The organism is Acinetobacter sp. YH12027 (assembly GCF_013420085.1).
Taxonomy (GTDB): Bacteria; Pseudomonadota; Gammaproteobacteria; order Pseudomonadales; family Moraxellaceae; genus Acinetobacter; species Acinetobacter amyesii.
Window position 1 is genome coordinate 1 of the sequence record NZ_VOYW01000026.1, and the last position, 26,007, is coordinate 26,007.

Annotated in this window: 22 protein-coding genes and 1 riboswitch; of the genes, 18 read left to right on the forward strand and 4 right to left on the reverse strand. The window is 43.4% G+C overall.

The features are described from left to right. Nucleotides 1-100: 100 nt before the first annotated feature. Together FTT94_RS10530 and FTT94_RS10535 are read right to left on the reverse strand one after the other, a co-directional pair. Nucleotides 101-334 (reverse strand): DUF3565 domain-containing protein, encoded by a 234-nt coding sequence (locus tag FTT94_RS10530; RefSeq protein ID WP_180170765.1) that lies wholly within the window; start codon nucleotides 332-334, stop codon nucleotides 101-103. 125 nt (nucleotides 335-459) lie between these two features. Beyond that, nucleotides 460-1,362, reverse strand: coding sequence for a sensor domain-containing diguanylate cyclase (locus tag FTT94_RS10535; RefSeq protein ID WP_180025891.1), 903 nt, complete (start codon nucleotides 1,360-1,362; stop codon nucleotides 460-462). 327 nt (nucleotides 1,363-1,689) lie between these two features. On the opposite strand from FTT94_RS10535, the gene gshB reads away from it, so the two are divergent. The 8 genes from gshB to lpxC all read left to right on the forward strand — a co-directional run bounded on the left by gshB (nucleotide 1,690) and on the right by lpxC (nucleotide 11,054). Next, nucleotides 1,690-2,634, forward strand: a complete 945-nt coding sequence (gshB, locus tag FTT94_RS10540) for a glutathione synthase (RefSeq protein WP_078190578.1) — start codon at nucleotides 1,690-1,692, stop codon at nucleotides 2,632-2,634. A gap of 303 nt (nucleotides 2,635-2,937) precedes the next feature. Beyond that, entirely contained in the window at nucleotides 2,938-4,035 is a 1,098-nt protein-coding gene (murG, locus tag FTT94_RS10545) for an undecaprenyldiphospho-muramoylpentapeptide beta-N-acetylglucosaminyltransferase (protein WP_180170766.1), read from the forward strand. 14 nt (nucleotides 4,036-4,049) lie between these two features. Continuing rightward, nucleotides 4,050-5,498: a UDP-N-acetylmuramate--L-alanine ligase gene (murC, locus tag FTT94_RS10550; protein ID WP_078190576.1), complete on the forward strand. Its 1,449-nt coding sequence runs from the start codon at nucleotides 4,050-4,052 to the stop codon at nucleotides 5,496-5,498. Nucleotides 5,499-5,557: 59 nt separating this feature from the next. Beyond that, nucleotides 5,558-6,487: a D-alanine--D-alanine ligase gene (locus tag FTT94_RS10555; protein WP_078193219.1), complete on the forward strand. Its 930-nt coding sequence runs from the start codon at nucleotides 5,558-5,560 to the stop codon at nucleotides 6,485-6,487. Nucleotides 6,488-6,490: 3 nt separating this feature from the next. Next, nucleotides 6,491-7,345: a cell division protein FtsQ/DivIB gene (locus tag FTT94_RS10560; protein WP_078190574.1), complete on the forward strand. Its 855-nt coding sequence runs from the start codon at nucleotides 6,491-6,493 to the stop codon at nucleotides 7,343-7,345. 68 nt (nucleotides 7,346-7,413) lie between these two features. Next, entirely contained in the window at nucleotides 7,414-8,676 is a 1,263-nt protein-coding gene (gene ftsA / locus FTT94_RS10565; RefSeq protein WP_078190573.1) for a cell division protein FtsA, read from the forward strand. Between the two features lie 159 nt (nucleotides 8,677-8,835). Next, nucleotides 8,836-10,026: a cell division protein FtsZ gene (gene ftsZ, locus FTT94_RS10570; protein WP_168379400.1), complete on the forward strand. Its 1,191-nt coding sequence runs from the start codon at nucleotides 8,836-8,838 to the stop codon at nucleotides 10,024-10,026. A gap of 125 nt (nucleotides 10,027-10,151) precedes the next feature. Next, nucleotides 10,152-11,054: a UDP-3-O-acyl-N-acetylglucosamine deacetylase gene (gene lpxC, locus FTT94_RS10575; protein ID WP_168379401.1), complete on the forward strand. Its 903-nt coding sequence runs from the start codon at nucleotides 10,152-10,154 to the stop codon at nucleotides 11,052-11,054. Nucleotides 11,055-11,151: 97 nt separating this feature from the next. Here lpxC and FTT94_RS10580 read toward each other — a convergent pair whose 3' ends face one another. Then, nucleotides 11,152-11,592 carry a DciA family protein gene (locus FTT94_RS10580; protein WP_180054185.1) on the reverse strand — a complete coding sequence of 147 codons (441 nt, stop codon included), beginning with the start codon at nucleotides 11,590-11,592 and terminating at the stop codon, nucleotides 11,152-11,154. Between the two features lie 106 nt (nucleotides 11,593-11,698). Between FTT94_RS10580 and FTT94_RS10585 the strand changes: the two genes are divergently transcribed. The 3 genes from FTT94_RS10585 to FTT94_RS10595 all read left to right on the forward strand — a co-directional run bounded on the left by FTT94_RS10585 (nucleotide 11,699) and on the right by FTT94_RS10595 (nucleotide 17,369). Further along, nucleotides 11,699-12,391 (forward strand): M23 family metallopeptidase, encoded by a 693-nt coding sequence (locus FTT94_RS10585; RefSeq protein ID WP_180059327.1) that lies wholly within the window; start codon nucleotides 11,699-11,701, stop codon nucleotides 12,389-12,391. 281 nt (nucleotides 12,392-12,672) lie between these two features. After that, nucleotides 12,673-15,375 (forward strand): pyruvate dehydrogenase (acetyl-transferring), homodimeric type, encoded by a 2,703-nt coding sequence (gene aceE / locus FTT94_RS10590; RefSeq protein WP_078193212.1) that lies wholly within the window; start codon nucleotides 12,673-12,675, stop codon nucleotides 15,373-15,375. A 2-nt stretch (nucleotides 15,376-15,377) separates the two neighbouring features. Continuing rightward, the gene (locus FTT94_RS10595) at nucleotides 15,378-17,369 is read left to right on the forward strand and encodes a 2-oxo acid dehydrogenase subunit E2 (RefSeq protein ID WP_180170767.1); all 1,992 of its coding nucleotides are present in this window, start codon (nucleotides 15,378-15,380) and stop codon (nucleotides 17,367-17,369) included. A 48-nt stretch (nucleotides 17,370-17,417) separates the two neighbouring features. Here the strand turns inward: FTT94_RS10595 and FTT94_RS10600 are convergent, their stop codons facing one another. After that, entirely contained in the window at nucleotides 17,418-18,128 is a 711-nt protein-coding gene (locus tag FTT94_RS10600; protein ID WP_180170768.1) for a methyltransferase type 11, read from the reverse strand. A gap of 58 nt (nucleotides 18,129-18,186) precedes the next feature. Beyond that, nucleotides 18,187-18,329: riboswitch (yybP-ykoY riboswitch) on the forward strand. Nucleotides 18,330-18,403: 74 nt separating this feature from the next. On the opposite strand from FTT94_RS10600, the gene FTT94_RS10605 reads away from it, so the two are divergent. The 7 genes from FTT94_RS10605 to recJ all read left to right on the forward strand — a co-directional run bounded on the left by FTT94_RS10605 (nucleotide 18,404) and on the right by recJ (nucleotide 25,954). Continuing rightward, nucleotides 18,404-18,982 carry a TMEM165/GDT1 family protein gene (locus FTT94_RS10605; protein ID WP_180041739.1) on the forward strand — a complete coding sequence of 193 codons (579 nt, stop codon included), beginning with the start codon at nucleotides 18,404-18,406 and terminating at the stop codon, nucleotides 18,980-18,982. Nucleotides 18,983-19,176: 194 nt separating this feature from the next. Then, nucleotides 19,177-19,974 (forward strand): MBL fold metallo-hydrolase, encoded by a 798-nt coding sequence (locus tag FTT94_RS10610; protein WP_078190564.1) that lies wholly within the window; start codon nucleotides 19,177-19,179, stop codon nucleotides 19,972-19,974. Nucleotides 19,975-20,073: 99 nt separating this feature from the next. Beyond that, nucleotides 20,074-20,439, forward strand: a complete 366-nt coding sequence (locus tag FTT94_RS10615; RefSeq protein ID WP_180109622.1) for a YkgJ family cysteine cluster protein — start codon at nucleotides 20,074-20,076, stop codon at nucleotides 20,437-20,439. Between the two features lie 219 nt (nucleotides 20,440-20,658). After that, nucleotides 20,659-22,125: an IMP dehydrogenase gene (guaB, locus tag FTT94_RS10620; RefSeq protein ID WP_078190562.1), complete on the forward strand. Its 1,467-nt coding sequence runs from the start codon at nucleotides 20,659-20,661 to the stop codon at nucleotides 22,123-22,125. 118 nt (nucleotides 22,126-22,243) lie between these two features. Next, nucleotides 22,244-23,575, forward strand: a complete 1,332-nt coding sequence (glmM, locus tag FTT94_RS10625; protein ID WP_180170769.1) for a phosphoglucosamine mutase — start codon at nucleotides 22,244-22,246, stop codon at nucleotides 23,573-23,575. Nucleotides 23,576-23,593: 18 nt separating this feature from the next. Continuing rightward, complete coding sequence (gene pdxH, locus FTT94_RS10630; protein ID WP_180041705.1) at nucleotides 23,594-24,250, forward strand: pyridoxamine 5'-phosphate oxidase; 657 nt, start codon at nucleotides 23,594-23,596, stop codon at nucleotides 24,248-24,250. After that, nucleotides 24,251-25,954: a single-stranded-DNA-specific exonuclease RecJ gene (gene recJ / locus FTT94_RS10635; RefSeq protein ID WP_180049752.1), complete on the forward strand. Its 1,704-nt coding sequence runs from the start codon at nucleotides 24,251-24,253 to the stop codon at nucleotides 25,952-25,954. It begins immediately after the preceding gene. The last annotated feature ends 53 nt before the right edge of the window (nucleotides 25,955-26,007 follow it).

Sequence of the window (26,007 nt, forward strand, 5' to 3'; positions counted from 1 at the left end):
TCATGAAATACGGTATTCTGATGTGACAAAACCTGAATCCTGGTCGTTAAAGTGTTTGTTTGCACTCATATTTTAACTGTTAGGACTCAGGTTTTTTTATTTAAAGCAAACTATGGGACAGCAGTGGCTTACAGCTCCCTTTTTTGATCTCTTCATCACACTTCTTACATTCCAACATTACCCCTAACTTTTCGTTCCGTCCTTGCTCAGTGATAACCCAAGGACGGTTTTGCCAAGGCGGATCATGCCGGACATGCTGTGTATGGCCACAAGCTAAAATAGCATACCAATGATTTTCATCATCCAAGGCAAAATCAACAATGGCTTGCTGCATATCGGACACCTATCTAAACTGAACTTATGTTGAAAAGGGGAGAGAGCTCATGCTGAGCAATCACAACGGCTTGAATATCAAATTGCTAAATAGACTGTGAAATTTGGTTTATTTCTGCCGCACGCTTACGCCGCGACAATTCTATTTTTCCCGCCATGTTTGGCTTTATACAGCGCTAGATCAGCACGCTTAATTGTATCTTCGTAGGTACAATCTTCAGGCATGATGGTTGTTACTCCTATGCTCACGGTGACATGGGCGTTATCTATTGAAAACCGACTTAATTCTTTTCTGGAATGTTCATGAATCCGTTTGGCAAATTGAATGGCTTGTTCACAGCCCGTGTTGGGTAATGCGACCACAAACTCATCTCCACCTAAGCGGCAGGCGCAATCAGTCTTGCGCAGCGTTAAACGAAGAATATCTGCGACTGCTCGGATTGCCTCATCACCGACATGATGACCTTTGCTGTCGTTGATTTTTTTGAGGTTATCAAGATCGAACATCAAAATCGAGGTCTGTATGGAATGTCGTAGGTATGACTCATAATGTAATGCTAAGTCATGCTCTAATTTTCTTCGATTGAAAAGACCGGTTAACTGATCCGTATGGCTGAGTTCCTTCAGCTTAATTTCCAAGTTGTGACGCGCTGAAATATTACTTGCGACCCAAAGCACAACGTCTTCTTCATCTACTGAAAAACTGAGGGCTTGGATGCGCACCTCAAACCAAATGGGCTCTTCAGGACCATAATCGGGCAGACCTTTTACATCCCTATTGCTCAATTCGTACTCTTCGATGAGTAGATTTCCTGACGCTAGAGCTTGGTCGATCAGTTGCATAAACAAGTTGGCTTTATCTGGCTTGATCACATCTGAAATATAGGTACCAACAAGACCGGAACCATCGTGGTAATAGCGATTATCGCGCCCACCAAAAACCGCAACGTATTTTCTACTACGCGATATGACAAAAGCAGGGTCTGGCAAAGCATCAAGAATGATAGCCATCTGCTCAATGTTGATCATTAATTAATTCTATTTCTTTATTTACAATAATTAACACAATAGCTAAAAAAAATAAAAAGCACGTGTTTTTTCACCAAAAATAATGATGGGCGAGATGTAGATGTGATGAATATCTGTCTCAATTGCTTGGCGTCGATTTACACAGGCCTAACGCCATAATGCTTTCATGGCTTATTTCCATTATTAAGATAAAGCCGATGATAGAAATGTTTTGAATTATCGCCTGCATCACACGAATCCATACATACACATGCAAAATCAGAATAAACAAAAGAAAAATCTCGGCTATACTCATTCATAAATTAATAATGAACAGAGCACTGAATAATGCGTGTACTTGTTGTGATGGATCCCATCGAAAATGTAAACCTAAAAAAAGATACCTCAATGGCCATGCTGTGGGCAGCAGCACGTCGTGGACATGAGCTAGGCTATGCATTACAGCAAGATTTATATATCGATCAAGGCAAAGCCTTTGGTTTGATTTCTCCGCTAAAAGTTTTTGAAGATTACAACCACTATTACGAACTCGGCGAAAAACAAAAAGAATCAATTGCAGCTTATGACGTGGTTTTGATGCGTAAAGATCCGCCGTTTGATATGAACTTTGTCTACACCACCTATATTTTGGAACAGGCTGAACGCGAAGGCGCATGGATTATTAACAAGCCACAAAGCCTACGTGACTGCAATGAAAAATTGTTTGCGACGCAATTCCCTGAACTTCAAGTACCGACCTTAGTGACCTCGCAGCAAAGCCTGATTCGTGAATTTTTGCAAGAACACGGCGATGTGATTGTGAAGCCATTAGACGGCATGGGCGGTATGGGCATTTTCCGTTTATACCAAGATGGCGTTAATATTGGTTCAACCATTGAAATCCTGACCAATAACGGCACACAGCCGATTATGGCGCAGCGTTACATCCCAGAAATTGTGGATGGCGACAAGCGCATCTTGATGATCAATGGCGAACCCGTACCGTATTGTTTGGCGCGTATTCCGCAAAATGGCGAAGTGCGTGGCAACTTGGCGGCAGGTGGTTTGGGCGAGGCGCGTCCATTGACCGAAAATGATAAAGCCATTGCAGCCAAAGTTGGGCCATTCCTTCGTGAAAAAGGGTTAGTGTTTGTTGGTCTGGATGTGATTGGTAATTACGTGACTGAAATTAATGTCACCAGTCCAACCTGCGTACGTGAAATTGATGCGCAATTTGGCACCTCGATTGCCGATGATTTATTTGATGTCCTTGAGGCAGGTTTAAAAGCTTAATTTTGCACTAGATTTAAAAGAGTCCTTCACGGGCTCTTTTTTTGTCCTGCGCTAAGGGGAGGGGAGCTAAAAAAGCAAAAAAAATGTAAGTGAATGCAATTAAAGTGAAAAATTGTCTGATTTTTTTTCAATTCTCATAGATTAATAATAAAACTAGTTTAAACTTTTAAAATAGTAGAAAAAAACAATCATACGCCTGTTGAAAAAAAGTAAATTACCTTTCACGGTCATGCGTTTGTGATTACAATTGTTTGCTTAAAATCGAATATCATTAGCCTCTTTTTAGAATTGAAGAATTAGACAGTGACCGAAGTAACGCAAGTAAAGCCGAAACATGTCATGATGATGGCTGCCGGAACCGGTGGTCACGTCTTTCCAGCGCTCGCTGTTGCCAAAGAGTTGCAACAACAAGGCTGTGAAGTTTCTTGGCTCGCAACGCCAACAGGCATGGAAAATCGCCTGCTTAAAAATCATAATATTCCAATTTATCAAATTGATATCCAAGGCGTACGCGGCAATGGAGTCGTGCGTAAGCTGATGGCACCGTTTAAAATTCTCAAAGCTACTTTGAGTGCTATGCGTTATATGAAACAACTCGAAGTTGATGCAGTTGCAGGCTTTGGGGGTTACGTGGCTGGACCGGGTGGTTTGGCGGCTCGTGCATTGGGTATTCCGGTTATTATCCATGAACAAAATGCTGTGGCAGGTTTTACCAATACGCAATTATCGCGTGTGGCGAAAACGGTGTGTCAGGCATTTCCAAATACTTTTCCAGCTCAAGATAAAATCGTGACCACAGGCAATCCTGTACGGAAGGAAATTACAGAAATTTTAAATCCGTCATGGCGTTACCAAGAGCGTGAAAAAGCTGGGTTGCCATTACGGGTTTTAATTGTAGGTGGCTCACTGGGCGCACGTGCCTTAAATGAATGTGTGCCGGCTGCTTTGCAGCAATTAGAACAGCCCCTCAGTGTATATCATCAGTGTGGTCAAAATAATGCTGAAAGCACATTGGCTCGTTATGCAAATGCACCTGAACATATGCAAGTTGAAGTTCAGCCGTTTATTGAAGATATGGCAGCAGCCTATTCTGCAGCGGATTTGATTATCTGCCGTGCTGGTGCGCTAACCGTCACTGAAATTGCGACAGCGGGTGTAGCAGCCGTGTTTGTTCCTCTGCCAAGTGCAGTGGATGACCATCAAACTGCAAATGCCGGATTCTTGGCCAATATCAATGCCGCAAAAATTTGCCCACAAGCGGACATGACCGCAGAAAGTTTAACAGCGTTGTTGAAGCCGCTGATGAATCGCCAACGACTTATGGAAATGGCGGTTAAGGCTCGACAACAGGCACAACCCGATGCGACACAGCACGTGGTTGGTTTAATTCAAGATTTGTAAAATTCGAGTAATCTATGTCTCCATCAACGCCTGCCGATCAAGCGAAAAAGCTCATTAAAGTGCCAGAAATGCGCCGTATTAAACACATCCATTTTATTGGGATTGGTGGTGCGGGCATGTGCGGTATTGCCGAAGTATTGAAAAACCAAGGCTATAAAGTTTCAGGTTCAGATATTAAAGCGTCGAAAACTACGGCTCAGCTTGAAGAAAACGGCATTCAAGTTTTCATCGGTCATGCTGCTGAAAATATTCAAGGCGCCAATGTAATCGTGGTATCAACAGCCATTGATTCTGAAAACCCAGAAGTGAAAGCGGCGATTGAAACCCGTACACCTGTTGTACGTCGTGCAGAAATGTTGGGTGAATTAATGCGTTACCGTCATGGTATTGCCGTTGCTGGGACGCATGGTAAAACCACGACAACCAGTCTTGTGACCTGCATGTTGGCAGAAGAAAATCTGGATCCAACTTATGTCATTGGTGGTTTGTTAAATCGTACTGGTGTGAATGCTGCATTGGGTGCAAGTCGTTATATCGTGGCAGAAGCGGACGAGTCAGATGCGTCATTCCTGCATTTACAGCCGATGGCAACGATTGTCACTAATATCGACGCGGACCATATGGATACCTATGGCGGTAGCTTCGATGTATTGAAAGATACCTTCGTACAATTCTTACAGCGCCTTCCATTTTACGGTTTAGCTGTGATGTGTGGTGATGATGCCAACATCCGTGAAATTATGCCGCGTATTGGTCGTCCTGTCGTGACGTATGGTTTCAATGAAGACAACGACATTCGTGCCGTTGATGTGGCTCAAGAAGGCATGCAATCACACTTTACAGTTTTGCGTAAAGACCGTGAGCCGTTACGTTTAACCATTAACTTGCCGGGTCTGCATAATATCTTAAATGCCTTGGCAGCGATTGGTATTGCAACGGATGAAGGCGTTTCTGATGCTGCGATTGCACGTGCCTTAGAAAGCTTCAGTGGCGTAGGTCGTCGTTTCCAAGTCCAAGGCGAATTTGAAGTTGAAGATGGCTTGGTGAAATTGGTCGATGACTATGGTCACCATCCAAAAGAAGTGGAAGCGACCATTAAAGCAGCACGTGCAAGTCATCCAGATCGTCGTTTGGTGATGATGTTCCAGCCACATCGTTTTAGCCGTACGCGTGACTGTTTTGATGACTTCGTCGATGTCTTGTCTCAAGTCGATCAACTGTTGTTATTAGAAGTTTATCCTGCAGGTGAAAAACCAATTGTCGGTGCGGATAGTCGTGCGTTGGCTCGAAGCATTCGTCTCCGTGGTGAGGTTGAGCCGATTCTCATCGATCCAGTAGAAGGCAACTTACAAGCAGTAATGAAAAAAGTGTTACAAGCAAATGACTTGTTATTAACACAGGGCGCAGGTAATGTTGGAGCAATCTCAATCGAACTTGCTCAAAACAATCTCTATGTAAAATGATCACCGCTGGGTGATCCAAAGTTTGTTTAGACCGTAGATAAAAGTTTAAGGATATAAACGTGTCAAATGCTTCAAAATTCGGCAAAGTTGCCGTGTTATTAGGTGGGAAATCTGCCGAACGTGAGGTTTCTCTCGATAGTGGTAAAGCTGTACTTGAAGCATTGGTGCGTTCGGGTGTAAATGCCGAAGCATTTGATCCGCAGCAACGCAGTGTGACTGAGTTGGTGGCTTATGACCGTGCATTTATCGTACTTCATGGCCGTGGTGGTGAAGATGGTCAAATTCAGGGTACTTTGGAATGGTTAAACATTCCGTACACTGGAACGGGCGTTCAAGGCTCGGCGATTGGTATGGATAAAGTCAAAACTAAACAAGTTTGGCAAGGTTCAGAACTACCGACAGCACCTTATCGTATTGTCAGCAAAGATTCAGATTTACAAGAAATTGTAGATTCAATTGGTTTGCCATTTATCATTAAGCCGGTGCATGAAGGCTCAAGCATTGGTATGAGCAAAGTTGAAAAAATTGAAGACTTTGCAACCGCAATTGCAAAAGCGACCCAGCATGATGCAGTTGTGATGGCTGAAAAATGGATTACCGGACGTGAATTTACCATTGTGATTTTAAATGGTCAGGCATTACCTGTGATTCGTTTAGAACCGCCTGCAGATGTGGCTTTTTACGATTACGAAGCGAAATATAACCGTAACGATGTGCAATATGGTATTCCATGTGGCTTGACTGAAGATGAAGAAAAGCGTCTACAAGCTTTATCTTTACGCGCTTTCCAAGCGGTAGGTGCGAGTGGTTGGGGTCGTATTGACGCGATGCAGGATGCCGAAGGAAACTTCTGGTTACTTGAGGTAAATACTGTTCCGGGTATGACCAGTCATTCTCTAGTGCCAAAAGCGGCCAATGCCGTAGGTTATAGTTTTGATGATCTTTGTGTCGCGATTTTGGAACAAACCCTGACAGGTGCGGCACACTAAATTATGGCTCAACTTCCTGCGTCTATGCGCCGTAAACGTGCAGCAACGACATCGATACATGACAAACCACCGACACGTAAGGAAAAGCTTACCAATGTGGGTGGATGGCTGTTGTTGTTTATTGCATGTGTGGTTTTGATTGCCGGAATTTGGGGGCTATATAAAGTCATGACGGATGCACGTGTGGCTGAACTTGATGTGGTGGGTGTGCGTAGCGCCCAAGAAAAACAACAAGTGATGTCATACGTTTCACCGATGATGACTCAAAATTATTTTACCTCTGATTTACGTGTCATTCGTGACCGTACTTTAGAAATTTCGTGGGTCGATCGCGTGGTGGTATCACGTGCTTGGCCAAATGCAATTCGTGTACGGGTGATGCCGCGTCAAGCGATTGCACGTTGGGGAACTGGGCGACTGTTAAGCGACAGTGGTGATGTATTTGCCGAATTAACCCCGACCAATCATCAGAATTTGCCGTTATTGCATGGGCCGACGAGTCAGTCCAAAATGATGATGCGTCGCTATAATGAAATTAATCAATTATTTATACCTGTTGGCATTCGTTTAAAAGAATTATATTTAACCGAACGAATGACTTGGTTTATGCAGTTTGATTCAGGCTTACGCGTGATTGTCGATCAAGATCAGACCATGAGTAAGTTGCAGCGTTTAAGTTATCTCGCACACAGTGACTTAAAACCTGTATGGCCACGAATTTCTGCCATCGATTTGCGCTACCGAAATGGTTTAGCGATTCAATGGAAAAACTCTGTGCCAGCAAAGTCGGTAAATGGTCAGTTTGTTGTAACCAGTGATGACATAGGCATTGCGAATGCAGCGCCGGTAAAGCCATAATGATCGGCTTTATAAGTAGAGGCTTTAAGCCATAAATTAAACAAACATGTGAATGGTAGTAGTAAATAATGAATGAAGCTGTTCCCTCGGTTGTTGCGATTGACATTGGGACACACAAAGTTTCAGTTTTGATTGGTAAGGTACACGCGCCAGACAATATCCAAGTGGTAGGGATGGCGACCGCTCGTAACCGCGGCATGAATAAAGGGAAAATTGTCAGTCTCGATAAAGTTGTTACCGCAATTAAAAATGCAGTGCAGGAAGCGGAAGATATGGCGGAATGTCGTGTACATTCTGCGTGGATTTCCATTCCAAGTGCTGAACTAAAAAGTTTTTATGCCTCTGGTCGCACTCCAATTGAAAATAATGACCATGCGATTACCACCAATGAAGTGGTGCGTGCATTAGAACTGGCCAAAGCCAGTCATTTAACGTCTGACCACTATTTGGTGAGTGCTGTACCTTTAGGTTTTGAACTAGATGATGAACCTGAGTGGGTATTAAACCCGATTCGCATGTCAGCACGGAGTATGACAGGACATTATCATTTGATGATGTTGCCCATCAGCACCATGCAGAATTTGGATCGTGCATTAAAAGGCGCCAATATTGGTGTTGAACGCATGGTCATTTCATCATTAGCAACAGCTGAAGCCAGTTTGCTTAAAGATGAAAAAGAATATGGTGTGTGCTTGGTTGATATTGGTGCAGGTACGACCAATATCGCGGTGTATTTAGATGGTCGCTTGGCGATGACACATACCTTGCAACGTGGCGGCGAGCATGTAACACGTGATATTGCTGCTGTATTGCAAACCACAACAGAAGAAGCGGAACGCATTAAACTGTTGTATGGTTGTGTTGACCTGAAAGTGGTTAAACCTGAAAGTATGATTCAGTTCCAAGGGATTGATGGTCCACAAACCATTAGCCGAATTGAACTGACCGAAATTATTATTGCGCGCTATGAAGAAATCTTTAATCAAGTGCGTAATGAATTGGTCGATCATGGTGCGATTCATGGTTTATACCATGGTGTTGTACTCACAGGTGATGCCTGCCAAATTGAAGGAATGGTGACATTTGCACGCCGGATTTTAGGTGTCTCTGCACATTTAGGTAATCCACCTATGCAAGTGTATGCCGATGATCAACAGCAAGCAGCTTTACGTCGTTCACAATACGCGACTGCCGCAGGTCTGTTAATTTTCAGTCAAAGCGAAACACAAGATACGATCGTTGAGCCAGAAGATACGGAAAAACTTTCAGTATTGAATCGGGTAAAACGGGCATGGTCGGGCTTCAATGACACCTTGAAGTCGATCTTTTAAGTTGAAATATTTGGGAATATTGTTGGGAAGTTGTACGGATTATTGCTTGTACTTGACAAGCTGGAACTTGGACAGCATTCTAAAAAACAATTTTTATTAAGATCAAGGCAGTATACGGGCTGAAGTGTCTGCCAATTATGGATTAGGAATTTTTTAGGCATGGCCTCATTTGAATTTTTAGAAGATGATCAAAGCGACAGCAACGGTCAAGCCCGTTTCACAGTATTCGGTGTAGGTGGTGCTGGCGGTAACGCTGTGCAACACATGTTGGAATCAGATATCGAGGGTGTGAAATTTGTTTGTGCCAATACAGACAAACAAGCACTCGATCGCATGAATGCACAATTTAAAATCCAACTGGGTGAGCAAAGTACCCGTGGTTTGGGTGCAGGTGCAAATCCACAAGTGGGTCAAACTGCTGCTGAAGAAAGCCGTGAGTTGATTCGCCAACACCTTGAAGGAACGGACATGGTGTTCGTGACTGCAGGTATGGGTGGTGGTACTGGTACAGGTGCTGCGCCGGTTGTTGCTGAAATTGCCAAAGAAATGGGTATCTTAACTGTAGGTGTGGTGACGACTCCGTTTAACTTTGAAGGTAAACGTCGTCAGCAATCTGCTGAGAAAGGTATCGAAGCCCTTGAGCAACATGTTGATTCTCTAATTATTATTCCGAACCAACGCCTGCTAAAAGTGTTCCGTGATATCTCGATGAAAGATGCTTACAAAAAAGCAGACGACGTACTGTTAAATGCTGTACGTAGTATCTTTGATCTTGTGGTGCGTCCTGGTCATATCAACCTTGACTTCGCCGATTTGAAAACTGCGATGAGTACACGTGGTTATGCCATGATGGGTGCAGGTTCTGGTCGTGGTGAAAACCGTGCACGTCAAGCTGCTGAACAAGCGATCCGTAGCCCATTGTTAGATAACGTGACGATCATGAATGCAAAAGGCATTTTGATTAACGTAACAGGTGGCGATGACGTAACCTTCGGTGAAATTGAAGAAATCACTGATGTAGTGAACCAAATTGTGGATCTTGATGAAGGTCAAGTTTTCTACGGTACGGTATTTGATCCAGATGCACGTGATGAAATTAGTGTAACTGTGATCGCAACGGGTTTAACGCGTAATTCTGCCGATTCTGCTGAGCCAGTGAAACGCCCTGTCGCACAAGCAACGCGTACAGTCGCTTCTGCACAAGCACCTGTAGATGAAGATGATGTACCAGCGATTCAACGTCAGCACAATGAAGCAGCTGCTCCGGCGGCTGCGGCGGCGTCAGCATCGAATTCACGCCCTACGCCAATGAGTATTCAAGACTACTTGAAAAATCAGCAACGTAAATAACATAAATTCAATGACTTAAGTGTCTATTGATTACAAAAGGTAGCTGATCAGCTACCTTTTTGTTTTTTATCAATGGCTAAATATGCTAACGTATAGCGGTTTTGTGAACTGATGATAGAAGACACATGTTGAAACAACGTACCCTGAAACGCATCGTGAAAGCGAGTGGCATCGGACTGCATAGTGGGCAAAAAGTGATGATTAACTTTGTGCCACATCATGCCGATGGGGGCATTGTGTTTCGTCGTATCGACTTAAATCCACCGATTGATATTCCAGCTGATGCTATGCTGATTCAAGAAGCATTCATGTGTTCTAACTTGGTGCAAGAAAACGCCAAGGTGGGCACAATTGAGCACATTATGAGTGCGATTGCTGGTTTAGGGATTGATAACCTGATTGTGGAAGTGTCGGCATCTGAAGTGCCTATTATGGATGGGAGTGCAGGCCCGTTCATTTATTTGCTTATGCAAGGTGAACTACAAGAACAAAATGCACCTAAAAAATTCATAAAAATACTTAAACCTGTCGAAGCACTGATTGATGATAAACGTGCTGCCTTTCAACCGCATGACGGTTTCCAATTAAATTTTACGATTGATTTTGACCATCCTGCATTTAAGAAAGAATTTCAATCGGCAACCATCGACTTTTCAACCGAAACATTTGTCTATGAAGTCAGTGAAGCGCGGACTTTTGGCTTTATGAAAGATTTGGATTATCTCAAAGCCAATAATTTGGCTTTGGGGGCGAGTCTCGAAAATGCCATTGGCGTAGATGAAAATGGTGTGGTCAATGAAGAGGGTTTACGCTTCTCGGATGAGTTTGTTCGTCACAAAATATTAGATGCTGTGGGTGATTTATATTTGCTTGGTCATCAAATTATTGCGAAATATGATGCCTATAAGTCAGGTCATGCATTAAATAATCAGTTATTACGCAATGTCAAAAGTGATCCAGATAGCTATGAAATTGTAACATTTGATGACATTAATGATTGCCCAATTAGTTATGTGAATGTGACATAAGTCATTGTCTTATAATAGTGATGTTATATTGTATCATTTGTAAGTGTTAAGTCTGTCACATTCTGAGCATTCAAATTTGTCTGTTACAACTGGGTGGTTACTTTTTATTGCTTGCCAAACGCAGCATTGCTTGGCTAAGCTTAGGGTCGCTCACAAAGTCAGCAGCATTACGGAGTAAATCCTGAGTTTCTGTACTGAGGGTTCTTGAAATTTTTTCAGGGGAATGGGGCGTTGGAGACGGAGTTCTCAGACGGACTTGAATCTTGTGCAAATCCTTGAATTCGTATATTTGTGATAATTGTGCAATATATTGCTTTTGCAAATAGGCCAACTGACTAATCAGTGCCTGATTTTCTCCAGTTAATATAAGTACACCATTTATATAACAAACAACTTGCCATTGATCCGGTTGGGGCAATAGCGGTTGAACAATTTTCGTAAGTTTCTGCCATGCAGCAACTTGCGTTGAGAGAAACGACAAGTTTCCTGTTTTTATGTGTTTTCTTGTTGGTTGAAAGACGTTGACAGGTTCTGACATACATATTTCCTACATGTTTATGTCTTAATCTTATGCGCTCCTTTTGGCTGATATCAAGGACGAAATCACACAAGGAACAAAAGAGAACAGTTTATAGAGGTTTTTTATGCATTTACGACGTATTTTATTGGCGTTTTCATTGGCAGCTTCGGCCGCTTCAGTCGCTTTTGCAGATTTAGTTGAATTAAATCAAGCAGACTCATCAGATCGTATTGAACAGTTAACTCGCACTTTGTCTCAAGGTGCTTACTCTGAAAGCAATGATATTGATGTTCCAGCGGAAACGAAGTTGAATGTTCAAATTCGTGAAAAATCAATTGAACTCAACAATGCGACAATCGCAAAAAAATACGGTTCAAGCAATTCCTCTCAAAACTATTCAGCAAGTTCAAATAATCCATATTCATGGTTAATTGCCCACCCACTTCCAGACATGAAGCGCGTGAGCTCAAATTATGGTGGCCGTACCATGGGTGGCCGTGCAGAAAATCATTCAGGTTTAGATCTTTCTGCGGCAAGTGGTACACCTATTTATGCAACGGGTCCAGGCATTGTAACCAAATCAGGCTGGGGCACAGGTTATGGCCAATATGTTGAAATCAACCATGGTAATGGTTACCTGACACGTTATGCACATGCATCACGCTTAATTGCACGTGTAGGCGACCGTGTTGCTGCGGGTGAGCATATTGCTAACGTTGGTTGTACTGGTCGTTGTACTGGCCCACATTTGCATTACGAAGTAGTGAAAGATGGTCAACGCAAAAACCCATCGACGTATTTAGCGATGTTGCCATAAGCGCATACAACATCTGTATACGAAGCCATTGTCTGAACCTCTACAGACAATGGCTTTTTTATTTATCGCTAATAACTATAAAATTATCATTCTAAAAAATATTGTCTGTATGAAATATGGCGAAAATTGACCCAAAAATGTAAATTTGTGTAATTGTTAATCAATAAGTATTTAGTAAATAAATAATAGAGCTATTTCGTATTCATCTGTGGCGATAACTCAGCCTAGCCAAAATATGGTACTAATAGAGCCATATATTTAGCACATAGGATAGGTGAAGTATGGCGTTTTATGGCGATACAGATGCGCAAGAAACCCAAGAATGGCAGGACGCATTTGATTCAGTTTTACAGCACATGGGAACTGACCGCGCTGCATTTTTGCTTGAAAAACTCTATCAACAAGCGATTGCTAAGCACGTTCCCATTCAGCGACTAAATACTCCTTACTTAAATACCATTTCAGTTGAAGAACAACCGCCTATGCCGGGTGATTCGGATATGGAGCGCCGTATTCGTGCGCTGATCCGCTGGAATGCCTTAGCGATGGTACTGCGTGCCAATAAAACAGGTGACGATTTAGGTGGTCACTTGGCAAGTTTTGCATCATCTGCCACTTTATATGACGTGGGTTTTAACCACTTCTTCCGTGCCAATAGCGACAGCTTTGGCGGTGACATGATCTATTATCAAGGTCACTGTGCGCCAGGTATCTATGCACGTTCGTTCTTAGAAGGTCGTTTGACTGAAGAACATTTAAATAATTTCCGTCGTGAAGTTGGCGGTAAAGGTTTACCTTCATACCCACATCCGTACTTGATGCCAGATTATTGGCAGTTCCCAACCGTATCGATGGGTCTAGGCCCGATCATGTCGATCTATCAAGCACACATTCAAAAGTACTTGATGAACCGTGGCCTGATCAAAGAAGAAAACCGTAAAGTTTGGGCTTACCTCGGTGATGGTGAAATGGATGAACCTGAAAGTACAGGTGCCATTTCACTTGCAGGTCGTGAAAAGCTCGACAATCTGATTTGGGTCGTGAACTGTAACTTACAGCGTTTAGATGGCCCAGTTCGTGGTAATGGTAAAATTATTCAAGAACTTGAATCATTGTTCCGTGGTGCAGGCTGGCGCGTAATTAAGGTGGTTTGGGGTCGTCATTGGGATCCGTTACTGGCAAAAGATGATTCAGGTGCCTTAAAAGCGGTGATGGAAGAAGCGGTCGATGGTGACTTCCAGCGTTATCAAGTGAAAGGTGGTGCGTATACGCGTGCACATTTCTTTGGTAAGTATCCTGAAGCTGAAGAGTTGGTGCGCAACTTAAGCGATGAAGATATTGATAACCTGAACCGTGGTGGTCATGACCCATTCAAAGTGTATGCGGCTTATGCCGAAGCGATGAAGGAAACGGGTCAGCCAACAGTTATCTTGGCAAAAACAGTCAAAGGTTATGGTTTGTCGGAAGAGATTGAAGCAGTCAATAAGACGCATCAAATCAAGAAAATGCAGCTTGAGTCGTTGAAATACGTGCGTAACCGTTTCAACTTGCCATTTACCGATGAACAGCTTGAAGAAGTGCCATTCTATCGTCCGAGTGAAAACTCGCCTGAATTGAAATACATGAAGGCGCGTCGTGAGGCATTGGGTGGTTATTTACCTGCACGTCGTAAAGAAAGTGAACAGCTGGCGATTCCTGAATTGTCTGTGTTTGATGCGGTACTGAAAGGCAGTGGCGGTAAAGAGCAATCGACGACCATGTTGATGGTACGTTTGATTTCATCATTATTGAAAGAAAAAGCCATTAAAGATCGTGTCGTACCAATTGTGCCAGATGAAGCGCGTACTTTCGGTTTGGAAGGTATGTTCCGTCAGTTGGGGATCTATGCTGCGCATGGTCAAAAATATACCCCTGAAGACCAAGAACAGTTGATGCATTACCGTGAAGCTAAAGATGGTCACATGTTACAAGAAGGGATTAACGAAGCGGGTGCGATGAGTGCTTGGGCTGCGTTAGGAACCAGTTATTCAACCAATAACTTGCCAATGATTCCGATGTATATGTACTACTCGATGTTCGGTTTCCAGCGTATTGGCGATATTGCATGGGCTGCAGGTGATGCGCAGGCGCAAGGCTTCTTGCTCGGTGCAACTGCGGGTCGTACAACACTGAACGGTGAAGGTTTACAGCACCAAGATGGTCATTCACATATCTTGGCAAATACGATTCCAAACTGTATTTCTTATGACCCATGTTTTGGTTATGAGTTGGCAGTGATCGTACATGATGGTTTAAAACGCATGTACGTGAACCAAGAGCGCGTGTTCTATTACTTAACAGTAATGAATGAAAACTACGAACACCCTGCTATTCCTGAAGGTGCTGAAGAAGGCATTAAACGTGGTATGTATCTCTTCGAAGAAGATGAGAAAGCAACGGTTCAGTTGATGGGTTCAGGTGTGATTCTGCGTGAAGTGATTAAAGCGGCGAAAATCCTTCGTGATGAATATCAAATTCATTCAAACGTGTGGAGCGTCACTAGCTTTAACGAATTAGCTCGTGATGGTATGGCGTGTGAAGAATACAACCGCCTACATCCATTGGCTGAAGATACGAAAGAAGCTTGGATCTCTCAATTACTTCGTGAAAAAGACGGTATTGTGGTATCGGCAACCGATCACATGCGTGCTTATAGCGAACAAATCCGTGCTTATCTTCCAGACAATCGTCCGTTCGTTGCATTAGGTACAGATGGTTATGGTCGTTCAGATACACGTGGCAACTTACGTAGCTACTTTGGTGTCGATGCCGCACATATTGTGGTAGCAACATTGAAAAAACTCGCGGATGAAGGCGAAGTTGATGCGCGTTTAGTCAAAGATGCTATCTCAAGCTTTGAACTAGATACTGACCGTCCAGTGGCATGGGCTCCGCAGGAAACGCCGGAACTGCATGCTGTGGCTGACTACAAAGAGGAGAACTAATCATGCAAATTACGACTCCTGATATTGGTGTAGATAAAGCAACGGTCGCTGAGATTTTAGTGAAAGTCGGCGACAGCATTAGCGTCGATGACAGCATTGTGTTGTTAGAGTCTGATAAAGCCTCTGTTGAAGTACCAAGCACTTCGGCAGGCGTGGTGAAAAGCATTGCAGTTAATCTGGGTGACAGTGTTGCTGAAGGTGCTGTGCTGATCGAGTTGGAAGCAGAAGGTCAAAGTACTGCTACAGCTGAGCCAGTACAAAATGCAAGTGAAGACGAAGCAGCAGAACCAACTCCGGTTGTGGAAGCAGAACAAACTGCAGCAGCATCTGTTGCAGCCAATGCTCCTCAGTCGCAAAGCATCGATGTGCAAGTTCCTGATATTGGCGTAGAAAAAGCTACGGTAAGTGAGATTTTGGTCTCTGTTGGTGATGAGATTGATGTCGATCAAAGTATTATCGTGGTGGAATCAGACAAAGCGACAGTCGAAGTCCCAAGTACTGTATCAGGCCGTGTTGAATCGATCACAATCAGTGCTGGCGATGTAGTGAAAGAAGGTGTAGTGATTTTAACGGTGAAAACGGCGGCTTCATCTGCTGCGGTTGCATCGGCTCCTGTGCAAGAAACTGCACAGCCTGTTGCTGCACCCATTGTCGCAGAAGCAACACCAACGCCGTCTACGGCTGCGGCGTCTGGGCCTGTAGAAATTGCAGTGCCTGACTTAGGTGTTGATAAAGCAGCAGTGGCTGAAATTTTAGTCGCTGTGGGTGATGTGGTTGAAAAAGACCAAAGTATCATCGTGGTGGAATCAGACAAAGCAACGGTAGAAGTACCAAGCTCTACCGCTGGTAAAATCACCGCGATTCATGTTCAGTTAGGGCAAAGTGTCTCTGAAGGCGTCGCTTTAGTGACGATTGAAGCCGAAGGTCAAGCTGTTGCAGCACCTGCACCAGCGCCAGCAGCGAAACCTGCACCAGCTGTAGCACAGCCTGCGACAGTTGCACCTAAAGCTGAAAGCAAAGTTGAAGCAGCAGCACCGCAACCACAAGGCGCAGATAAGCTCACCAAAGAGCAAAATGCTGCCAATGCCAAAGTGTATGCAGGTCCGGCCGTTCGTAAGCTTGCACGTGAATTAGGTGTGGTTTTGGCAGAAGTCAAAGCATCTGGCCCGCATGAGCGTTTAATGAAAGAAGATTTATTCGCTTATGTAAAAACCCGTTTGACCACTCCGCAAGCTGCACCTGCAGCTCAAGCTGTGGCACAGGTTTCAGGCTTACCGAAATTGCCAAGCTTTGATGCTTTTGGTGGTGTCGAAGAGAAAGTTTTGACACGTTTACAACAAGTGTCGATTCCGCAATTGTCTTTAAACAATTTTATCCCGCAAGTGACGCAGTTCGATGCTGCGGATATTACCGATCTTGAAGCTTGGCGTAATGATTTAAAAGCCAACTTTAAGAAAGAAGGTATTGGCTTAACCATTATGGCCTTCATCATCAAAGCAGTGGCTTACTTGTTGAAAGAAGAGCGTGAATTTGCAGGTCATTTGTCTGATGATGGCAAGTCAGTATTGTTACGCAATGAAATCCACATGGGGATTGCCGTGGCAACGCCTGATGGTTTGACCGTGCCTGTACTGCGTAATCCAGATCAAAAATCGATTAAGCAGATTGCAATTGAGCTGGGTGAGCTGAGTCAAAAAGCACGTGACAAAAAACTGTCGCCGAAAGATCTACAAGGTGCGAACTTTACCATTACCAGTCTGGGTTCAATTGGTGGTACGGCATTTACACCGCTGGTTAATTGGCCACAGGTGGCGATTTTAGGTATTTCACCTGCAACTATGCAGCCGGTGTGGAATGGTGAAGGCTTTGATCCACGTTTGATGCTGCCGCTGTCATTGTCATACGATCACCGTGTAATTAATGGTGCGGATGCTGCACGTTTTGCCAATAAGCTGACGAAGCTGCTCAAAGATATCCGAACTTTATTGATCTAATCTGACCTGTTTAAGTTTCAAAATGAACCCTGCTTTGGCAGGGTTTTTTTATGGCGTCGTGGTGGTGGACTGACAAAGCCAATCAGGAAGTTCAATGGGTGAAGGGTAGAGCTTTAATGCTGAGTTTGCATTGAGGTTATAAGTGAGTGGAAGTGTACGATGTGGGTGCGCCGTCGACCAAAGCTTTTGTCGTAAATGTTCAAAGCGTTGGAAGTCTTTTAAAAATAAGCCCCAAAACTTTTCATAATGCTCCAGTTCTTGCACATGTTGATGCTGATACGCATGTGTTTGGCCCTGTTGGTGCTGGAAGTCATAGCCCATCAGCCAAATACGCTGCGGTTGAAAGAGATGTGCGAGTGAATAGGCTTGAAGGCCGCAATTATTACCATACACAAAGTACGGTGAATGAAATAACTCCGCTTGCGTATCGATGCGCACGGTTTTGAAGTTAATCACTTCATGTTCAGGATATGGACGGTTGTGACCTAAACCACATCCGCTAATGATGTCACCTTGAAAGCAGGCTTTGAGCATGGGTTGATAGTGTAACCACCATGCATAATCTGAATGATGGGCAATTTGAGCCTGAGGAAGTTGAAGAAAACTTTGATTACAGCAAATGATCAGCAGTTTTTTTGAGGGCTGAATGGTGGTTAAGTCGAAATTGAGCTGAGATGGACCACCTGCAATGATTAATACATCCTGCACATGCATATAGTGTTGAATAAATTCTTGAAATTTTTGATTATTGTTTTGCATATCAAATTGAGTCATCGAAAATTAAAATTGCGAAAACATGCATTCCTCGCTAGAATAGCATTACTTCATTGGGGAGTAGCCGCTTTTTACGCAAAGTAAAAAGGTGATGGTCAACATATTTGCTCTAAAACGAGCATGGTCATCATAGCAAAGAACCAAATGAGCTCTTCGTAGCTTTCTTTTGTTGGCAAGACCTTTGATTTATCACTCTGCACATTGGCTAGCAGGAGGGATAAGTCATCGGTATATGTTATTGCTAGCCAGAGAAATGCACCATGTTAACCGCTTTCTTCATTTCCCTTGCTGTTGTTGCCCTGTCAGAAATGGGCGATAAAACACAATTACTTGCCTTACTGCTTGCTGCACGTTTTCGTAAACCCGTTCCGATCTTAATTGCAATTTTCCTAGCGACTGTGGTGAACCACGGGGTTTCTGCTGTGCTGGGTCAATGGATTACCACTGTTTTAAGTCCAACCGTTTTATTGTGGATCGTTTCTCTGGGCTTTATTGCTATGGCGGTGTGGATGTTGATCCCCGATCAATTGGATGATGAATCTGAAAGTATCAATAAGTGGCAAAAATATGGGGTTTTCACCGCCACTTTCGTTTTGTTCTTCTTGGCTGAAATTGGAGATAAAACCCAAATTGCCACTGTTGCACTGGCTGCACGCTTTGACAGTATTGGCTGGGTGACTTTGGGGACGACATTAGGCATCATGTTGGTTAATGCGCCTGCGGTATTTATTGGGAACAAGCTAGCTGAAAAACTACCGATTTCACTGATTCATAAAATTGGCGCCCTAGTATTCTTGGTGATTGGTTTGGCTGCGTTGGCACAACACTATTTATTTTAAATAATGATCTCACCATATTAAAAATACATGAAATCCTGAGTTAAAAACTCAGGATTCTTTGCCAATAAATGAGACCCAATTCACTGATATTTCAGATAATATTGACTTAATATTTATTGTAAGTTTCCCTAAATAAATATATGTTATTCACCTATAGAATATATTTTTTTTGATAAAAAATTTGGGGAATGGGAATGGCTTTCGAACGCACAACATCACAGGTACTTTATGATGATGGAAAGCATAAATGTATTAGCTTTACCAGCTTGGTAAAAGGCGAGGGCGTACAGGCGAACCAGTTCCTGATTTTGGATAATGAGCGCGCAGCGGTGCTTGATCCAGGTGGTGACTTGACTTATGTCCCACTGACTATGGAACTGAATAAATATACCCGTTTGACCAATCTTGACTATGTGATGGCCTCGCATCAGGACCCAGACATTATTACCTCGATGCCGCGTTGGTTGGTTTATACCGACGCCAAAGTGGTGGCATCTAAGCTGTGGGCGCGTTTCTTACCGCATTTAAACTCTGCATTTATGAGTGACCGGATGAAAGGCAACTGGTTGGATCGTCTGATCGAACTGCCAGATCATGGTCAGGTGATTCCATTAGGCAACAGTCATTTGGTGGCTGTTCCTGCACATTTCCTACATTCGGTTGGTAACTTCCAATTTTATGACCCGATTGCCAAAATTTTATTCTCAGGGGATATGGGCGCATCTATGGTGGATGATGCCTCTAAACCTTTAGAAAATTTTGCCGCTCATATTCCTAAAATGAAAGGCTTCCATCAGCGCTACATGTGTTCGAACAAAGTGATCCGTCTGTGGGTCAACATGGTACGGACGATGGATGTGGAAATGATCGTACCGCAGCACGGCACGCCATTTATTGGTAAAGAACAGATCAACCAATTCTTAGATTGGATCGAAACCTTGCAGTGTGGTGTCGATTTAATGGATGAAACAGTCTTTACTTGCCCAGTATAATGACTTGAAAATTCAGAAAAAATAATTGAGTTTGCAGATAACATTTTTTAGTATTTTTCGTCCATAAAATAAGCTTTTAGATGACGAGAATAGATAAAAATGTTGTCTCAAATACCGACTCAGGATGCATGTTTAACCTGTGGAGCATGTTGTGCCCACTATCGCGTTTCTTTTTATTGGGCAGAAGGGCTGAATATGCCCGAACATTATACTGAGCCGGTTAATGCCGTGTATTCATGTATGGCGGGCACCAATCAAACACAGTCTCGTTGTATCGCTTTGGGTGGGAAAATTGGGCAAGCAGTGAGGTGTAGGGTGTACGAGGCTCGGAGTTCCACATGTAAAAGTGTGCAGATAGCTGATGAGCAATGTAATAAAGCACGCATCGCGCATCAAATGATTCCATTGATCAGTATTCCACTGCATGACGCTGAAAATGATGAAGATTTCGATCAAGTCAGTTAAGGCTTTAGTTCCAGAATAAATTTATTGAAATTAAGCGGTAGAGTCTTCGGATTCTGCCTGTATTGAACAAGTTGCTGACTAACCCTCAGTGTATTCTTGCTGAAAACAGCATATTCGATGGTTAATATTGAAAACTCTGTAAAGAATTGCCGCAATTAAAATGAAAATTGAACGGAAATTTGTATATAATGGCTCACGGAAATTACCAGCGAGACTGTTATGTTGACCATCGTTCAAGAAGCCCTAACCTTTGATGATGTCTTATTACTCCCTGCCTATTCTACTGTTCTCCCAAAAGATGTCTCTCTTAAGACACGTTTCACACGTGGCATCAATTTGAATATTCCACTTGTTTCTGCTGCGATGGATACTGTGACTGAATCACGTATGGCAATTGCAATGGCGCAAAACGGTGGTATCGGTATCCTGCATAAAAACATGGATATTGCTGCACAAGCTGCAGAAGTTCGCCGCGTGAAAAAATTTGAAGCAGGTATGGTGAAAGACCCAATTACCGTTACACCAGAAACGACTGTACGTGAGCTGATTGCTTTAACTCAAGCAAATAACATCAGCGGTGTACCAGTGGTGAAAGACGGTCAAGTGGTGGGTATTGTTACTGGTCGTGACACTCGTTTTGAAACCAATCTTGAGCAACCTGTTAGTAACATCATGACAGGCCATGATCGTTTGGTGACTGTTCGTGAAAACGAATCAAAAGAAAACATCCAAGCATTACTTCAAAAACACCGTATTGAAAAAGTCCTTGTTGTAAATGACAACAACGAACTGAAAGGTTTAATCACGGTTACTGATTTCCGTAAAGCTGAAAACTATCCAAACAGCTGCAAAGATGACTTAGGTCGTTTACGCGTTGGTGCTGCAGTTGGTACAGGTGCAGAAACACCAAGTCGTGTAGAAGCATTGGTAGAAGCGGGTGTTGATGCGATTGTTGTTGATACTGCACATGGTCACTCTGCAGGTGTAATTGAACGTGTACGTTGGGTTAAAGCCAACTATCCACAAGTTCAAGTGATTGGCGGTAACATCGCGACTGGTGATGCAGCACTTGCATTATTAGATGCTGGCGCAGATGCAGTGAAAGTGGGTATTGGCCCAGGTTCAATCTGTACTACACGTATCGTTGCTGGTATTGGTATGCCGCAAATCTCTGCGATTGACAGCGTTGCCAATGCACTGAAAGACCAAATTCCATTGATCGCAGACGGTGGTATCCGTTTCTCTGGTGATATGGCAAAAGCGATTGGTGCAGGTGCGAGTACCATCATGGTAGGTTCATTGATGGCGGGTACGGAAGAAGCACCAGGCGAAGTTGAATTCTTCCAAGGTCGTTACTACAAAGCGTATCGTGGTATGGGTTCATTGGGTGCGATGGCAGGTGCAACAGGTTCTGCTGACCGTTATTTCCAAGACTCAAAAGCCGGTGCTGAAAAACTTGTACCAGAAGGTATTGAAGGTCGCGTACCGTACAAAGGCCCAATGGGTAACATCGTTCATCAAATGATGGGTGGTTTACGTTCATCTATGGGTTATACCGGTTCTGCAGTGATCGATGACTTACGTAAAAATGCACAGTTTGTCAAAATTACTGCGGCAGGTATGTCTGAATCTCACGTACATGACGTGACTATTACTAAAGAAGCACCAAACTACCGTGTTGGTTGATATTTAGTAGCTTTTAGCCGAAAAGGCCGTCATTAATATGACGGCCTTTTTGTTTTTGGTGTAAAGTATTTGCAGTAAAAAGTGATGATTAAGATCACCATTAAGAAGTGAGTACAACATGAGTTATTTTGGTACAGATGGCATTCGTGGCAAATTCGGTGAATTGCCTATTACCCCTGAATTTGCATTAAAACTAGGATTTGCCGCAGGTAAAGTATTAAAACAATACAGTAAAAAAGCAAAGCCCATCGTTGTACTAGGTAAAGATACCCGATTATCGGGCTATATTTTAGAGTCAGCATTACAAGCCGGTTTAAACGCAGCAGGTGTTTATGTTCATTTGTTGGGTCCATTACCTACACCCGCAATTGCCCATTTAACCCGTGCATTACATGCCAGCTTAGGCATCGTGATCTCGGCGTCGCATAATCCGTATTTTGATAATGGCATTAAGTTTTTCTCGAGCGAAGGTAAAAAATTGCCGGATGAAATTCAAGAAGCCATTAACAAAGAACTTGAAAATGACTTGGTGATCGAAGACCCTGCAAACTTAGGTAAAAGTGTGCGTGTAAAAGATGCCAATGGTCGTTATATCGAGTTTTGTAAATCAACCTTCCCGTACCATTTTGACCTGACAGGCTTAAAAATTGTGGTGGACTGTGCCAATGGTGCAGCCTATAGCGTTGGTCCATCGGTATATCGTGAACTGGGTGCAAAAGTGATTGCGCTGTTTAACGAACCGGATGGTTTGAATATCAATAAAGACTGTGGTTCGACGCATCCTGAGTTTTTACAAAAAGCAGTGGTTGAACATCAGGCGGATTTAGGGATTGCCTTTGACGGTGATGCTGACCGCGTGATTATGGTCGATAAAAACGGTCAGCAAATTACTGGTGACCATATTCTTTATATTTTAGCCACTCAAGCGAGTCAAAAGCCTGCGGGTATCGTGGGTACCGTAATGAGCAATATGGCGCTTGAAATTGCTTTAGATCAAGCCAAAGTGCCGTTGCTTCGTGCCAAAGTTGGTGACCGCTATGTATTACAAGGCCTAGAAGAAAAGGGCTGGGTAACGGGCGGTGAGCCATCAGGTCATATTCTGACTTTGGACAAGAGCACCACTGGTGATGCGATCATTGCTTCACTTCAGGTATTAACGGTGATGGTTGAGCAAGGTAAAGCTTTGCATGAATTGGTGGAAGGTTTTGAGTTATTACCTAACGTCTTGGTGAATGTTCGCTTGGCTGCGATGTTTGATCCCTACGCCGTACCTGCACTGGTGAGCGAGTTTGAAAAAGCTGAAGCTCAGCTTAAAGGACGTGGTCGCATCTTGATTCGTAAATCAGGCACAGAGCCGGTCATTCGTGTCATGGTTGAAGGTAATGACCTTGAAGAAGTCACAGCGTTGGCAAATCATTTGGCCAATGCTGTTCGTGCCAATGCAGCTTAAATCAAGAGGGGATATTGCATGAATGATGTGATTAAGGACTTAAGTGAACTGCGTTTAACTTATCAAAAAGGTGAGTTGCATGAAGATCAGGTGAACCGTGATCCACATGAGCAGTTTTTATTATGGTTTAACCATGCCTTAGCAGCACAACTGCATGAACCCTATGCTATGTCTTTGGCTACGGCAAATGCCCAAGGTCGTCCGCACGTGCGGACGGTCTTGTTGCGCGGTGCGACCCATGCAGGTTATGACTTCTACACCAACTATGACAGTCAAAAAGGCAATGATCTGCTCGATAATCCTTATGCAGAATTATTGTTTTATTGGCAAGAGCAGGAACGTCAAATTCGGGTCAGTGGTCGTGTGGAAAAGATATCTCTCGAAGAATCTACGGATTATTACCATAAACGACCGCGTGATAGCCAAATTGCAGCGCACATTAGTACTCCACAAAGTGGTGTTATCGCTAGTCGTGAAGAATTACAACAGCGTTTCCAAAATTTGCATGATCAAGTGGAAAGCAAAGACGTTTTGGAGAAACCTGAGTTTTGGGGCGGCTATCGTTTAGTTCCGGATTATTATGAATTTTGGCAAGGCCGTCCGAATCGTTTACATGACCGCTTGAGTTATAAACTACAGGATGGTCAATGGGTTTTACAGCGACTGATGCCATAAATGTCTAAACTTTTAATTCAACAAAGACCCTATTTGACGCGCCCTGAAGATATTCAGGGCGTTGCCCCGTTTATTGCTGATTTATTGGCACGTCGCGGGGTTTCTTCCGCACAAGAACTGGAATTGAAGCTCAAGCATTTACATGCCCCGACCTTAAAAGGCATGCAGCAAGCTATAGAGTTGATCGACCAAGCTATTGATGCACATAAAAAAATTGTCATTGTAGGCGACTATGATGCCGATGGTGCAACCAGTACTGCATTGATGGTCTTGGCACTGCGTGATATGGGCGCGGATGTTGAATATCTGGTTCCAGACCGTTTTAAGTATGGTTATGGCCTGACACCCGCCATTGCTGATTTAGCCTTCGTGAGTTTTACCCCAGATGTGCTGATTACAGTCGATAATGGTATTTCGAGCCATGCTGGTGTAGCACAGGCACAGGCGCATGGTATGCAGGTGATCATTACAGACCATCACCTGACTACGAAGGAAACACCACAAGCAGAAGCGGTGGTGAATCCGAATCAGTTGGGATGTGAATTTCCAAGTAAAGCCTTGGCTGGCGTAGGTGTTGCATTTTATGTGTTGGCCAATTTGGCCAGTATGCGTAAAAAAAATGCTAAATCTACAGCCAACCTCAGCCAATATTTGGACTTGGTGGCTTTAGGCACTTATGCCGATGTTGCAAGTCTAGATCTGAATAATCGGATCTTGATCGATGCTGGTTTGAAGCGGATACAGCAAGGACTATGTCGTCCAGGGATCAGTGCATTATTGGATATCGCTGGTCGTGATCCCGCACAGTTAAAAGCACAAGACTTGGGCTTTGTGGTCGGCCCACGACTCAATGCAGCTGGGCGTATGGAGACTATGGATATTGGGATTGAGTGTCTGATTGCGGCGGATTTAAGTACGGCTTATCCGATTGCGCAGCAGTTGAATCAACTCAATATTGAAAGACGCCAAGTCGAAGGGCAGATTAAACAGGAAGCTCTGGCTGAGTTAGAACATATTCAGCTTGATCAGGATAACTTACCTGCAGCCTTGATCATGTTTGAACAGCATTGGCATCAAGGGGTGATTGGGATTGTTGCAGGGCGTTTGAAAGAACAATTCCATAGACCTGCAATCGTCTTTGCTGCAGATGAAGATGGCGTACATATTAAAGGCTCTGCGCGTTCTATCGAAGGTATTCATATTCGAGACAGTATTGAGCGTATTGCTGAATTACATCCGCATTTGGTCAGTCATTTTGGTGGACATGCAGCCGCAGCAGGACTAACCATTCAAAAGCAGCATTTTTCTGAATTTAAAACCGCTTTTGAAGCACTCATCGCTGCGCAAGATGAAAGTTTATTTCAGGCCACTATTTGGACAGATGGCGAATTGCCCGATTCGGCCATTAATGTCGAAACCGTCGATCTTCTGCAAAATTTAAGTCCATGGGGACAAAAATTCCCTGCACCGGTCTATGAAGGCCTATTTAAAATTTTAGATTATCGTTGGTTGAAAGACCTACATTTGAAATTAAAACTTGCTTTAGATAATGGTTTAATGGTGGACGCAATTGCATTTAATGCGGCAGAAAAATATGAATTTAATCCTATGCAAGATAAAATCCGCTTGGTCTACGAACTCGATAAAAATGAATTTAGAGGAAATGTCAGTGTTCAATTGAGAGTTTTACACTTGGCTCAATAAATTCCATTTTTACAGGCAAATAAAAAACCGCTCAGAAGAGCGGTTTTTTTATG

Bases quoted from the DNA above. Each gene is read 5' to 3' on its own strand.
- FTT94_RS10530 (WP_180170765.1), bottom strand. From the start codon at position 334: ATGCAGCAAGCCATTGTTGATTTTGCCTTGGATGATGAAAATCATTGG.
- FTT94_RS10535 (WP_180025891.1), bottom strand. From the start codon at position 1,362: ATGATCAACATTGAGCAGATGGCTATCATTCTTGATGCTTTGCCAGAC.
- gshB (WP_078190578.1), top strand. From the start codon at position 1,690: ATGCGTGTACTTGTTGTGATGGATCCCATCGAAAATGTAAACCTAAAA.
- murC (WP_078190576.1), top strand. From the start codon at position 4,050: ATGTCTCCATCAACGCCTGCCGATCAAGCGAAAAAGCTCATTAAAGTG.
- FTT94_RS10560 (WP_078190574.1), top strand. From the start codon at position 6,491: ATGGCTCAACTTCCTGCGTCTATGCGCCGTAAACGTGCAGCAACGACA.
- ftsA (WP_078190573.1), top strand. From the start codon at position 7,414: ATGAATGAAGCTGTTCCCTCGGTTGTTGCGATTGACATTGGGACACAC.
- ftsZ (WP_168379400.1), top strand. From the start codon at position 8,836: ATGGCCTCATTTGAATTTTTAGAAGATGATCAAAGCGACAGCAACGGT.
- lpxC (WP_168379401.1), top strand. From the start codon at position 10,152: ATGTTGAAACAACGTACCCTGAAACGCATCGTGAAAGCGAGTGGCATC.
- FTT94_RS10580 (WP_180054185.1), bottom strand. From the start codon at position 11,592: ATGTCAGAACCTGTCAACGTCTTTCAACCAACAAGAAAACACATAAAA.
- FTT94_RS10585 (WP_180059327.1), top strand. From the start codon at position 11,699: ATGCATTTACGACGTATTTTATTGGCGTTTTCATTGGCAGCTTCGGCC.
- aceE (WP_078193212.1), top strand. From the start codon at position 12,673: ATGGCGTTTTATGGCGATACAGATGCGCAAGAAACCCAAGAATGGCAG.
- FTT94_RS10595 (WP_180170767.1), top strand. From the start codon at position 15,378: ATGCAAATTACGACTCCTGATATTGGTGTAGATAAAGCAACGGTCGCT.
- FTT94_RS10600 (WP_180170768.1), bottom strand. From the start codon at position 18,128: ATGCAAAACAATAATCAAAAATTTCAAGAATTTATTCAACACTATATG.
- FTT94_RS10605 (WP_180041739.1), top strand. From the start codon at position 18,404: ATGTTAACCGCTTTCTTCATTTCCCTTGCTGTTGTTGCCCTGTCAGAA.
- FTT94_RS10610 (WP_078190564.1), top strand. From the start codon at position 19,177: ATGGCTTTCGAACGCACAACATCACAGGTACTTTATGATGATGGAAAG.
- FTT94_RS10615 (WP_180109622.1), top strand. From the start codon at position 20,074: ATGTTGTCTCAAATACCGACTCAGGATGCATGTTTAACCTGTGGAGCA.
- guaB (WP_078190562.1), top strand. From the start codon at position 20,659: ATGTTGACCATCGTTCAAGAAGCCCTAACCTTTGATGATGTCTTATTA.
- glmM (WP_180170769.1), top strand. From the start codon at position 22,244: ATGAGTTATTTTGGTACAGATGGCATTCGTGGCAAATTCGGTGAATTG.
- pdxH (WP_180041705.1), top strand. From the start codon at position 23,594: ATGAATGATGTGATTAAGGACTTAAGTGAACTGCGTTTAACTTATCAA.
- recJ (WP_180049752.1), top strand. From the start codon at position 24,251: ATGTCTAAACTTTTAATTCAACAAAGACCCTATTTGACGCGCCCTGAA.